Source organism: Mesorhizobium sp. M0496, from assembly GCF_040321205.1.
In the GTDB taxonomy this organism is placed as follows: Bacteria; Pseudomonadota; Alphaproteobacteria; order Rhizobiales; family Rhizobiaceae; genus Mesorhizobium.
In genome coordinates this window covers 41,439-52,097 of record NZ_JAMYRC010000043.1, presented here as the reverse complement: position 1 = coordinate 52,097, position 10,659 = coordinate 41,439, and the positions used below count along the sequence as shown (strand labels likewise).

The 10,659-nt window shown below is 64.6% G+C and carries 9 protein-coding genes and 1 pseudogene; 5 read left to right on the top strand and 5 right to left on the bottom strand.

Going from position 1 to position 10,659, the window contains the following annotated elements:
- The 4 genes and pseudogenes from NKI73_RS27420 to NKI73_RS27405 form a co-directional block, all read left to right on the top strand.
- A pseudogene (locus tag NKI73_RS27420) lies at window positions 1–677 on the top strand (hypothetical protein); the annotation flags it as partial.
- A 222-nt stretch (window positions 678–899) separates the two neighbouring features.
- The gene (rpe, locus tag NKI73_RS27415) at window positions 900–1,577 is read left to right on the top strand and encodes a ribulose-phosphate 3-epimerase (protein WP_352634313.1); all 678 of its coding nucleotides are present in this window, start codon (window positions 900–902) and stop codon (window positions 1,575–1,577) included.
- Between the two features lie 333 nt (window positions 1,578–1,910).
- The gene (locus tag NKI73_RS27410) at window positions 1,911–2,657 is read left to right on the top strand and encodes a GntR family transcriptional regulator (RefSeq protein ID WP_352634311.1); all 747 of its coding nucleotides are present in this window, start codon (window positions 1,911–1,913) and stop codon (window positions 2,655–2,657) included.
- A gap of 172 nt (window positions 2,658–2,829) precedes the next feature.
- Entirely contained in the window at window positions 2,830–4,344 is a 1,515-nt protein-coding gene (locus NKI73_RS27405; RefSeq protein ID WP_352634309.1) for a malonate--CoA ligase, read from the top strand.
- 131 nt (window positions 4,345–4,475) lie between these two features.
- Here NKI73_RS27405 and NKI73_RS27400 read toward each other — a convergent pair whose 3' ends face one another.
- From NKI73_RS27400 to NKI73_RS27380, 5 genes are read right to left on the bottom strand one after another with little or no spacing between them, the layout of a single operon-like run.
- A complete protein-coding gene (locus NKI73_RS27400; RefSeq protein WP_352634307.1) occupies window positions 4,476–5,588 on the bottom strand; it encodes an NAD(P)/FAD-dependent oxidoreductase in 1,113 nt (370 codons plus the stop codon).
- Window positions 5,589–5,597: 9 nt separating this feature from the next.
- Window positions 5,598–6,776: an N-acetylglucosamine-6-phosphate deacetylase gene (gene nagA / locus NKI73_RS27395; protein WP_352634305.1), complete on the bottom strand. Its 1,179-nt coding sequence runs from the start codon at window positions 6,774–6,776 to the stop codon at window positions 5,598–5,600.
- Entirely contained in the window at window positions 6,773–7,807 is a 1,035-nt protein-coding gene (locus NKI73_RS27390) for an SIS domain-containing protein (RefSeq protein WP_352634317.1), read from the bottom strand. Before NKI73_RS27390 ends, nagA begins: the two co-directional genes overlap by 4 nt.
- 32 nt (window positions 7,808–7,839) lie before the next feature.
- On the bottom strand, window positions 7,840–8,622 hold the full coding sequence (locus NKI73_RS27385; protein WP_352634303.1) for a GntR family transcriptional regulator: 783 nt from the start codon (window positions 8,620–8,622) through the stop codon (window positions 7,840–7,842).
- On the bottom strand, window positions 8,619–9,500 hold the full coding sequence (locus NKI73_RS27380) for a glucosamine kinase nucleotide-binding domain-containing protein (protein WP_352634302.1): 882 nt from the start codon (window positions 9,498–9,500) through the stop codon (window positions 8,619–8,621). Before NKI73_RS27380 ends, NKI73_RS27385 begins: the two co-directional genes overlap by 4 nt.
- Window positions 9,501–9,698: 198 nt before the next feature.
- On the opposite strand from NKI73_RS27380, the gene NKI73_RS27375 reads away from it, so the two are divergent.
- Window positions 9,699–10,658 carry an N-acetylmuramic acid 6-phosphate etherase gene (locus NKI73_RS27375; RefSeq protein ID WP_352634301.1) on the top strand — a complete coding sequence of 320 codons (960 nt, stop codon included), beginning with the start codon at window positions 9,699–9,701 and terminating at the stop codon, window positions 10,656–10,658.
- Window position 10,659 lies beyond the last annotated feature (1 nt).

Genomic DNA, 10,659 nt, shown 5'->3' with positions numbered 1-10,659 from the left:
CCGAGCAGTGCACCATCCGGGGCCAGGTCCACAATTCGGACGGCGATTGTGTCTGCCCGAGAGGGACCGAGGTGCGCAATGGCGCCTGCCGTCCGATCCGGCCGAAGCCCGAGCAATGCACGATCCGTGGCCAGGTCCACAATTCGGACGGCGATTGTGTCTGCCCGAGAGGGACCGAGGTGCGCAATGGCGCTTGCCGTCCGATCCGGCCGAAGCCGGAGCAGTGCACCATTCGTGGCCAGGTCCACGACGCCAACGGCAATTGCGTCTGCCCGAGGGGTACCGAGGTGCAAGGCAATGCCTGCCGGCGCAAGCAGCCGACGCAGGAGCAGTGCGACATACGCGGCCAGGTTCATAACAAGCGCGGCGAGTGTGTCTGTCCGCGTGGGACCGAGGTGATCAACGGTGCATGCCGCAAGCCCAGGCAGGAGGTGGAATGCGCACCGGGCTCGCAGATGATCAATGGCCAGTGCCAGCCGATCATCAGGCGGCGCTGCCCGGAAGGCACGATCGGGCGCTATCCGAACTGCCGGCCGGTCCGCGGGCAACCGTCGCTGGAGCTCAATCCGGGCCTGCTGAACCCGAATGTGCTGCAGCTGCTGCCGCGGCGCAAGCCGCAGGTCGATCAGCAGCAGGATCCGGTTCCAGACAGAATCCTGAAACTCCAGCAGCAATAACCATCTGCTGGACGCCAGACCAGAAACCCGCCGGAGCAATCCGGCGGGTTTTTCTTTATGGCTCCGGGGCAAGCGGAAATTGGTCGCAACACGATCGGAGCCGCCGCAACGCCACCCCGGCCCATGCAGCCGCCACGCCTGCGCCCTCGACAAGTCGGCTGGAGCGCATTAGGCAGTCGATAGAGTGGCCTGACGAAAAGGGCGCTCGGAAAGGCCGCACCCATGAGCAAAAAGACCCTGATCGCACCCTCGGTGCTGGCGTCGGATTTTTCCAAACTCGGTGATGAGGTCGAAGCGGTGGTGGCGGCCGGCGCCGACTGGATTCATCTCGATGTGATGGACGGGCATTTCGTCCCCAACATCACCTTTGGTCCGCCGGTGATCAAGGCGATCCGCAACCGCACCAAGGCCTTCTTCGACTGCCATCTGATGATTGCCCCGGCCGACCCCTATCTGGCCGCTTTTGCCGAGGCCGGCTGCGATGGCTTGACGGTGCATGCCGAGGCCGGGCCGCATCTCGACCGCTCCCTGCAGACCATCAGGAACCTTGGCAAGAAGGCTGGTGTGTCGTTCAATCCGGCGACGCCGGAAAGCGCGGTCGAATACGTGCTCGACCGGCTCGACCTGATCCTCATCATGACCGTCAATCCGGGCTTCGGCGGCCAGGCCTTCATTCCGGCGATTGTCGACAAGGTGAAGCGGGTCAAGGCGCTGATCGGCAGCCGGCCGATCCGCATCGAGATCGACGGCGGGGTTTCGGCCGAAACCGCGCCGCTGGTCACCGCCGCCGGCGCCGACGTGTTGGTGGCGGGCGCCGCCATCTTCAAGGGCGGCAGCATCGAAGCTTACCGGGCAAACATTCAAGCGATCAGGACGGCAGCCGACAACGCAGCCGGCTAACTCACTGCCTTCTCCCTCGTCAATCCGGAGCTGCGATCTGATTCGATTCGTGGGTTCGCCGCCTATCGCACGGCAGAATAGATAATTGCGCGCGTACAAAAGGACGGATGATTCTGCGTGCATACAAAACATGTTAAGTTTCCGCAGGTTGTGAGAATGCGCGAAATTACAGCATCGCACGCCGGAATGCCGCATATTCCTTTGTGCTAAAGTACAATAGCGTGATCTTCTGCTTGAGCACGCGACGGCGCGCGTTATAGGGTACAAGTACGAAAAGGCCGATACTGTCGGACTCGAATTGCCCGAGACAAGTCTTGGGGACAAGGAGTCACTATGACATACGGAGCTGCCAATCTGAACGACGACGCTGCAGGACCCAAAAGCACACTTGCCAGCACGGTCTATCAGCAATTGCGCGACGATCTTCTCGGTGGTGTTCTTGAAGCCGAGAGCAAGCTGCGGGTCGAATGGGTGGTCTCCAAATATGGGGCTGGCGCGTCCCCGGTCCGCGAGGCTCTCAATCGCCTCGCCTCGGAAGGGCTTCTCGGCCGCCACGACCAGCGCGGCTTCTTCATCATGCCGATCAGCGCGTCTGAGCTTGAGGAGCTGACGCGCACCCGCTGCTGGCTCGAGGAGCGCGCGCTTCGCGAATCCATCGCCCACCGCACCGCCGAATGGGAAGAACAACTCGTGCTGGCGCTGCATCGCCTGGGCCGCGCCTCACGGCTTTCGCCGCAAAGTCTCTTCTCGCTCAATCCGGATTGGGAGCGGCTGCATCGTATCTTTCACCGGGCGCTGATCTCGGCCTGCCGGTCGCAATGGCTGGTCGGGTTCTGCGATCAGCTTTCCGATCACGCCTATCGCTACCGGCAAATGGCCAATGACGGCGAAGGCGTCCAACGCGATGATTTCGGTGAGCATCGCCTGATCGCCGAACGTGCCCTGGACGCCGATGCCGACGGCGCCGTCGAGGCATTGATCAACCACTACCAACTGACCGCCGCCATGTGCATGAAACGCCTCGAGCAGGACGAAGTTACAAAGGCGATCGCCGGCAAGGCCGAACGCGCCCGGCGATAGCAGTCATTTTTCCTGCGGTCTTTTACACCCCATTGCCGGCAAACCGGCCGGCGTGAACCGTGTCTGCGGGCTTGACGGCGCGGCCAGGAACCGCGAACTCTTCGCCGCCAAGGCATGCCGCTCCAGGCGCATGCGCCAGGCCCGCCGTTCCGCCATCCCAAGGGAAGCCTTCATGAGCAATCATCTGTTCGATGCGTTCCGGTCCCGGATGCCGGCGCCTGGGCGCCTGCTTATGGAAACCGATGACGGCCGCTCGCTCACCTATGGCGATATGCTGGAGCGCTCGGCACAGCTCGCGCATGCTCTTTTGCAACTGGATGTCGAACCCGGCGACCGGGTCGCCGTTCAGGTCGAGAAGAGCCCGGAAGCAGTCCTGCTCTATCTCGCCTGCCTGCGTGCCGGCGCCGTCTTCCTGCCGCTCAACATCGCCTACACACTGACCGAACTGGAGTATTTCTTCGGCGATGCCGAACCACGGCTGGTCGTCTGCGATCCGGCAAGGGCCGCCGACATCGGCGCGCTGGCGGAAGAAACGGACGCTGCCTCCGTCACGCTCGGGCGCAATGGCCAGGGATCGCTGACCGATCAGGCTTCTCGGCTGCCAACGGATTTTCATGACGTGGCGCGCGGGCCGGATGACCTCGCGGCGATCCTCTACACCTCGGGAACCACCGGCCGCTCGAAAGGCGCCATGCTCAGCCACGAGAACCTTGCTTCCAACGCGCGCGTGCTGGTCGAGCACTGGCGCTTCACCGGAGACGACGTGCTGATCCACGCGCTGCCGATCTTCCATACGCACGGCCTTTTCGTCGCCATCAACGTCATCCTGATGGCCGGCGCCTCGATGCTGTTCGAGCAGAAGTTCGATCCGGCCAGCATCGTCTCGCTTTTGCCGCGCGCCACGGCCCTGATGGGCGTGCCGACCTTCTACGTGCGCCTGCTGCAGCAGGATGGACTGGACCGTGAGGCGACGAAAAATATCCGTGTGTTCATTTCCGGTTCGGCGCCGCTGCTGGCTGAGACGCACAAGGCCTGGCGCGAGCGCACCGGCCACGCGATCCTGGAACGCTACGGCATGACCGAGACCAACATGAATACCTCGAATCCCTATGAGGGCGAGCGGCGCGCCGGTACGGTCGGTTTCCCCTTGCCCGGCGTCGCCCTTCGCATCGCCGATCCCGACAGCGGGGCAGCGCTTGCCCAAAGCGAGGTCGGCATGATCGAGGTGAAGGGTCCAAACGTCTTCGGCGGCTATTGGCGCATGCCGGAGAAGACCAAGGCGGAATTCCGCGCCGACGGTTTCTTCATCACTGGCGATCTCGGCATCATCGATGCCGACGGCTACGTCCACATCGTCGGGCGCGGCAAGGACCTGATCATTTCCGGCGGCTACAACATCTATCCGAAAGAACTCGAAAGCGAGATCGACGCGCTTGACGGGGTTAGCGAAAGCGCCGTCATCGGCGTTGCCCATCCGGATTTCGGCGAAGGCGTCACCGCTGTCGTCGTGCGGTCGCCGGCATCGCAGATCACCGGGGCCGAAATTCTCGGCGCCATCGCCGGGCGCGTGGCAAAATACAAGCACCCGAAGCGGGTGATCTTCGTCGACGATTTGCCGCGCAACACCATGGGCAAGGTGCAGAAGAACCTGCTGCGCGACACCTACAAAAACCTTTATGCCTCCTAACGCAATTCTAGGAACAGTGAAGCGCGGAGCGCTTCCCCTTGGGAATTGCGCGGAAACAAAGTGATAGAGCGGTAGGCGGGTCCGTGAAACGATGGATCGCTCTGGAATCGAGAGCCGCGTGGGCACTCGGGTCAGCCTGGGTACAACAGCTCGGAAACATGCTCGGCGATCGCTAGGCTGGCCGTCAGGCCGGGGCTTTCGATGCCGAACAAATTGACGATGCGGTCGGCGCCATGGTCGGCCGGACCCTGGATCGTGAAGTCGGCCGCCGGCTGGCCTGGCCCGGATAGTTTCGGCCTGATGCCGGCATAGGCCGGCTGCAGGGCGCCATCGGCAAGCTCGGGCCAGTAGTGCCGGATCGCCTCGTAGAAGACAGCGCTTCGGCGGGGACCGACCGTATAGTCGAGGTGGTCGATCCACTCGACATCCGGACCAAAGCGCGCGCTGCCGGCAAGGTCGAGGGTCAGATGCACGCCGAGGCCGCCATTGACCGGCACCGGATAGATCAGCCGCGAGAAGGGCGACTGTCCCGAGAGCGAAAAATAATTGCCTCGCGCCAGCCAGAGCGGTGGAACGAGACCTTGTGGAAACCCCTCGATCCGATTGGCCAGGGCTTGTGCATCGAGACCTGCCGCATTGACGAAGGCGCCGGCTTTCAACGTGAAGATCTCGCCCTTGGCATCGCGCGTACCGATCCGGATCCCGTCGGTTTCGATGGCCGCTCCGTCAACGTCGGTGAGGAAGACAAATGATGCGCCGGCCGCCTCCGCGTCGCCGCGCAGCGACAGCATCAGCGCCTGGCTGTCGACGATGCCGGTCGATGGCGACAGCAACGCGCCGGCGCATCTCAGCGCGGGTTCGAGGCTTTCGGCTTCTGCCTGTGTAAGCAGATCGAGATCGCCAACCCCGCAGCTCTGCGCATTGGCCCTGATCGCGCTCAGCCTGTCCAACTGATCCGGTTCGATGGCGACGATCAGCTTGCCGGTACGTTCATGGGCGACGTTGTGCTCGCGGCAATAGGCGTAGAGCCGCTCACGGCCTTCGGCGCACAGCCGGGCCTTCAGGCTACCCGGCGGATAGTGGATACCGGCATGGATGACTTCGGAATTGCGCGAGCTGGTGACCGTGCCGATCGTACCGGCCTTCTCGACCACCAGCACCTCGCGACCCGACAAAGCGACCGCCCTGGCAATGGCGAGCCCGACGACTCCGGCTCCCGCAATGACACAATCGATGTCATGCATGGCCCGATATTACCGAGCGGAGTCGGAGCCGGCTGCAAAAACCTTGTCGCCACCGATCCAGACCCCCTTCATGTCGAGATTGTCAGATAGCGAAACGATATCCGCCGCGGTGCCGTTGGCGAAGCGCCCAAGTCGGTGCGACTGGCCGATCGCCTGCGCCGGATAGAGTGAGGCCATGCGCAAGGCCTCGGAAAGCTCGACCCCGACGACGTGGTGGATGAAACGCACGGCCGAAATCATGTCGAGATCGGCACCCGCCAGCGTTCCGTCGGCGAGCCGCAGGCTGCCATCCCTGCGGTAGATGGTACGCCCGTTCAACGTGAACGAGGTCATGTCAGTGCCGATTGTCGCCATGGCGTCGCTGACCAGCACGATCTTGCCGGGACCTTGCTTGGCGCGCAGCGCGATCTTGATGGTGGCGGGATCGACATGGATGCCGTCGGCGATGAGCCCGGCGGACAGCACGCCGATATCGATGGCCGCGCCCGCCAGCCCGGGCTCGCGGTTGCCGATCTGGCTCATCGCGTTGAACAGATGGGTGACCATCGAGGCGCCGGCCGCGGCAAAGCTGCTGGCCTTGTCGTAGCCGGTGTCGGAATGGCCAAGACTGACGATGATACCAGCCTTGGCCAGCGCCGAGACCCGCGCCGGGTCGACGGATTCCGGGGCTATGGTGGTGAGCAGCACCGGCAGTTTTTGCCGCGCCGCGATCAGCATCGCCTGGTCGGCGTCCGTCATCGGCCGGATCAGCGCCGGATCATGCGCACCCTTGCGGGCGATCGACAGATGCGGGCCTTCGAGATGCAGGCCGAGAAAACCTGGCACCTTCCGCAGCGCCGCTGCTTCGCCGGCGGCGATAGCGGCGGCGGTGATGTCTGATGTGTCGGTGATCAGCGTCGGCAGCAGCGCCGTCGTGCCGAAGGGCGCATGTGCCTTGCAGATGGTTTCGAGCGAAGCGACATCGGGATGGTCGTTGAGCATGACGCCACCGCCGCCATTGACCTGGAGGTCGACGAAGCCCGGCGCCAGCACGCCGCCGCCGGTCTTGACGATGCGGATATCCGAGGGGAGGGCGCTGGTGGGCAAAATAGCCTCAACGAGGCCGTCGCGCACGACAAGTGCCGCGCCTTCGTGCCAGTCGTCGCCGTCGAAAATCCGGGCGCCAGTCAGGGCAAAACGATCGCTCATAGCGTCTCCGTCACCTTGCGAAGATTGCGTGGCGTGTCCGGGTCGAGACCGCGATGGCGGGCAAAGGCCTCGACGAACATGTAGAAGGAGACGATCAGCGTCAGCGGATCGGTCAGCGGATGGCCGGTGGCGACATGCGGCAGGCGCACGGCACGCAGCGCAAGTGCCGAGGTGACGAACACCGGCGCGCCTTTGGCCGCCAGGCTGTCGGCGGCCTCAGCGATGGACGGTTCGGACGCGTCGCGCGCGGCCAGCGCCAGCACCGGAAAATCGGGGCCGATCAACGCCAGCGGGCCATGCATGACTTCGGCGGCGCTATAGGCCTCCGCATGCATGCCGCAGGTTTCCTTGAATTTCAGCGCCGCCTCGTTGGCCATCGCCGCCGACGGGCCGCGGCCGAGGATGAACAGTGATTTCTGCTTCTCGATCGTTTCGGCCAGTAGCCCCATCCAGTCGCAGGCGATCGCCTTGCGAAAATGCTCCGGCAAGCGGGCCAGTGCCGCCAACAGCGCGTCGTCGCCGGTGGCATGCGCCATCAAAGCGAGGCCGGCAACGGCGGAATTGATGAAGGTCTTGGTTGCCGCCACGCTGCGCTCGGGGCCGGCCAGGATGTCGATGGCATAGTCCGAGGCACGCGCCAGCGGCGAATCTGCGGTATTGGTGATGGCGATGGTCAGCGCGCCACCGGCCCGCGCGGTTTCGGCCATGGCGACGATGTCGGGGCTCTTGCCCGACTGCGAGATCGCCAGGCAGGCCGAGCCGGCAAGCCTGAGCTTGCGGCCATAGATCGAAGCGACGGACGGTCCGACCGATGCGACGGCGAGGCCCGCAGTCAGCTCGACGGCATACTTCATGAAGGTGGCGGCATGGTCGGAGGAGCCGCGCGCCACGGTAACGACAAACTGCGGGTCGCGTTCCCTGATGCCGCGCCCGGCCTCGGTCAGCACCGCGCCGGAGCCGTCGAGCAGGCGGGCGACGGCTTGCGGAATCTCCTCGATCTCGCGCCGCATATGGGTCATTCCTGCCGACATGGTCGGCTCTGTCGACTTGGTCGGCTCTGTACTCATGGTCGGCCCTCTTCGCTCGGCCCTGTCAGCCGCAGTTCGGCGACGAAATCATAGGCGTCGCCCCGGTATATAGAGCGGGTGAATTCGATCACCTTGCCACTCGCCAGGTAGGAAATGCGTTCGATGTGCAGGCCGGCGATTCCCGGCGGCACTTCGAGCAGGCGCGCGTCGCTGTCACCGAGATTGGCGGCGGAAATACGCTGCACCGCCCGCACCGGCCGGTTGCCGGTCAACTCAAGCGCAGCATAGAGCGAGGAACCTATATCAGCCGGGTCGGGCAACACTCTCGCCGACAGCGAGGCGCGTTCGATCGCCAGTGGCGTGTCATTGGCAATGCGCAGGCGCGCCACCCGCGCCACCAGTTCGCTCGACGACAGGCCGAGCACCATCATTTCGTCGGGCGAAGGCGCATAAAGGCCGCGGTCGAGCCACGCCGAACGCACCACCATGCCGCGCCGCGCCATGTCCTCGGTAAACGAGGTCAGCCGCGACAGCGACTGCTCGACGCGCTCCATGCGCGGCGCCACGAAGGTGCCGGAACCATGGCGCTGGACCAGAATGCCGCCCTTGACCAGGTCCTGCACCGCCTTGCGCACGGTGACGCGCGAAATGTCGGCCTTGGTGGCGATGTCGCGCTCGGAGGGCAGCGCGTCGCCCGGTCCGATCAGGCCGCGATTGACCGCGTCCTCGATGCTCTTGCGAAGCTGTAGATAGAGCGGCGCGCCGCTCTGGGCCTGATGTTTCAGCATGGCGAATATCTGGTCGGCGGCCTCGCTCATCGAGCCGCCTCCGCGTGTCCGGCGAAAAGGCGGACCGCCATCTGCACCGCGCCGCCCAGCGCGTCGTCGAGCGGCGGCTTCAGCAGCGCCCGGTAGCGGGCCGACAGGCGCGGCGCATAGAGCGGAGCCAGCCCGCCGAGCAGGCAGAGCGGCGCGTCGTCTGAAAGGTCGAGCGCGCCGAGCGAGGCTTCGACGTCGGCGACCACCCTGTCGAGGATCCAGTTGGCGACGCTGTCGCCCTTCTCGGCATGCTCGAACACCTTGGGCGCGAAGCCGCCGAAATCGCCGGGCTTGGCATTGGTGGTGAATTCGACCACGTCCTCCGGATTGTTGCGGAAAACCGCCAGCATGCTCTGCGTCAGCGGCGAACCCGCGCGCACACCGTCATAGGCAAGCAGCGTCTGCTCCAGCAGGTCGCGGCCGATGCGGGCCCCGCTGCCCTGGTCGCCGACCTGAAAGCCCCAGCCGCCGATGGCGCGCGATTTGCCGTTCTTGCGCGCCATATAAGCGGTGCCGGTGCCGAGGATTGCCATGGCGCCGTCACCGGAGCCGACGGCGCCTTCCAGCGCGATCTCGGCATCGGTCTCGACGCGGCTGATGCTGAACGGCAGGATTGCTTCGAGCTGCTGCCGGTAGGTGCCGACATTGGCGCCGGCAAGGCCGAGAATAGCCGGCGTCTGCGGGATCAGCTCCGGATCCTGCGCGGCGGCGAGGAACGCCTGCTTCGCGGCCTCGACGATGTTCGACCGGGCACCGGTCAGGTCGGTGCGGATGTTGGCGGCGCCGCTCTTGGCGCGGCCAATGACGGTGCCGTCGGCTGTTGCCAGGGCGGCCCTGCAGCTGGTGCCGCCGCCATCGATTCCGAGCACGAAATTCACGCGATTTCTCCTCCCGGCGGATAATACCAATAAAATACCAATAGCCAAGGATTAATTTCCGTTTCAAAAAGATTAAGCCGTATTTTATTGAAAAAACTACGCATTTCGTTGGCTCGGGGATTTTGGGTCGGTGAGTTCGTTAATGCGTGTGGACAAGTGGTATTTTTTTGGTATTGTTCTGGTATTGGAGGGACCGGGATGGCCGAAACGCGCACCGAAGCGCTTCACCAGAATGCCGAGGGGCTGGATATCCAGGCCCCGGACGCCATCCTTTCCTATTTGGCCGATGCGCAGATCGACGCCGCCAAGGTGGTGCGTCAGGCTATTCCGTCTATCGCCAGAGCGGCTGAAATCATCGCTGGCAGGCTGAACAGCGGCGGCAAGCTTGCTTATGCGGCAGCCGGCAGCTCGGGTCTGATGGCGCTCGCCGATGCGCTGGAGTTGCCCGGCACCTTCGGCATACATCGCGACCGCATCGCCATCCTGATCGCCGGCGGCGACGAGGCCTTCCGCACGCTGGCCGGCGGGCCGGAAGACGATACCGAGGAGGCCGCGGCAGCGGTCGCCAATGCCGGCCTCGGCAAGGGCGACTGCCTGATCGCCATTTCCGCCAGCGGCACGACCCCCTATGCGGTGCGGGCCGTCGAGGAAGCCGCTCGCCGTGGGGCTGCCACCATCGGCATCGCCAACAACCGGAACTCGGCTCTGCTGCGGCAGGCCGAAACCGCTATCCTGCTCGAAACGCCGCCGGAGCTGATCGCCGGTTCGACGCGCATGGGCGCCGGCACCGCCCAGAAGATCGCGCTCAACATGCTGTCGACGCTGACCGCGGTCCATCTCGGCCATGTCCATGACGGCTACATGGTCAATTTGATGGCCGACAACATCAAGCTGCGCGACCGCGCGGCACGCATCGTCGCCGCCGTCAGCGGGCGCGGCACGGACGAAGCGGCCCGCCTGCTCGAGAAGAGCGGCGGCGCGGTCAAGACCGCCATTCTGCTCGCCGCTGGCGCCGACAGCGCCGATGCGGCGCGGAAGATACTGGAAGAGGCCGGCCAGAAGCTGCGGCCGGCCCTTTCCGCTATAGAGGGGAGCAAGGGGCGCACTGCCTCTGTTCTCATCAAAACCGAACCTGAAAAAGGTCAACAGGGAGACTGAG

What these genes read in the sequence shown, in the direction of transcription:
- NKI73_RS27405 (WP_352634309.1), top strand. Translation starts at nt 2,830, where the DNA reads ATGAGCAATCATCTGTTCGATGCGTTCCGGTCCCGGATGCCGGCGCCT.
- NKI73_RS27400 (WP_352634307.1), bottom strand. Translation starts at nt 5,588, where the DNA reads ATGCATGACATCGATTGTGTCATTGCGGGAGCCGGAGTCGTCGGGCTC.
- NKI73_RS27390 (WP_352634317.1), bottom strand. Translation starts at nt 7,807, where the DNA reads ATGTCGGCAGGAATGACCCATATGCGGCGCGAGATCGAGGAGATTCCG.
- NKI73_RS27410 (WP_352634311.1), top strand. Translation starts at nt 1,911, where the DNA reads ATGACATACGGAGCTGCCAATCTGAACGACGACGCTGCAGGACCCAAA.
- rpe (WP_352634313.1), top strand. Translation starts at nt 900, where the DNA reads ATGAGCAAAAAGACCCTGATCGCACCCTCGGTGCTGGCGTCGGATTTT.
- NKI73_RS27385 (WP_352634303.1), bottom strand. Translation starts at nt 8,622, where the DNA reads ATGAGCGAGGCCGCCGACCAGATATTCGCCATGCTGAAACATCAGGCC.
- nagA (WP_352634305.1), bottom strand. Translation starts at nt 6,776, where the DNA reads ATGAGCGATCGTTTTGCCCTGACTGGCGCCCGGATTTTCGACGGCGAC.
- NKI73_RS27375 (WP_352634301.1), top strand. Translation starts at nt 9,699, where the DNA reads ATGGCCGAAACGCGCACCGAAGCGCTTCACCAGAATGCCGAGGGGCTG.